This window comes from Streptomyces aculeolatus, from assembly GCF_020400605.1.
GTDB lineage: Bacteria > Actinomycetota > Actinomycetes > Streptomycetales > Streptomycetaceae > Streptomyces > Streptomyces aculeolatus.
Genome location: NZ_JAINRD010000123.1, coordinates 1 through 337, shown reverse-complemented (window position 1 = coordinate 337; position 337 = coordinate 1). Strand labels below are relative to the sequence as shown.

The 337-nt window shown below is 73.0% G+C and carries 1 protein-coding gene; it reads left to right on the top strand.

Translation table 11 applies throughout. The features are described 5' to 3' along the window. Nucleotides 1-34: 34 nt before the first annotated feature. The coding region (locus tag LG396_RS38995; protein WP_225798342.1) for a polyketide synthase dehydratase domain-containing protein at nucleotides 35-337 on the top strand (303 nt) is incomplete at its 3' end.

Here is a 337-nt window from a genome sequence, read left to right as displayed (position 1 = left end):
CGCGGAAGGCGAAGGGTCGGCTCGTACGGTCATCGTGCACGCCCGTCCGGACGACGGTACGGACCGTCCGTTCACCCGGCACGCCACCGGCCGCCTCACCCCCGCCACCGACGACACGGCCGGCGAGCCGTGGCAGGGCGCGTGGCCGCCCCCGGGCGCCACGGACGTGGATCTCACCGACACCTACGAGTGGCTGGCCAAGCAGGGTTACGAGTACGGCTCCGGCTTCCGCGGCCTGACGGCGCTGTGGCGTGATGGTTCGACGCGTTACGCGGAGGTCGTGCTGCCCGAGGAGCACACCGGCGAGCACGGACCCGACGCCTTCGGCCTCCATCCG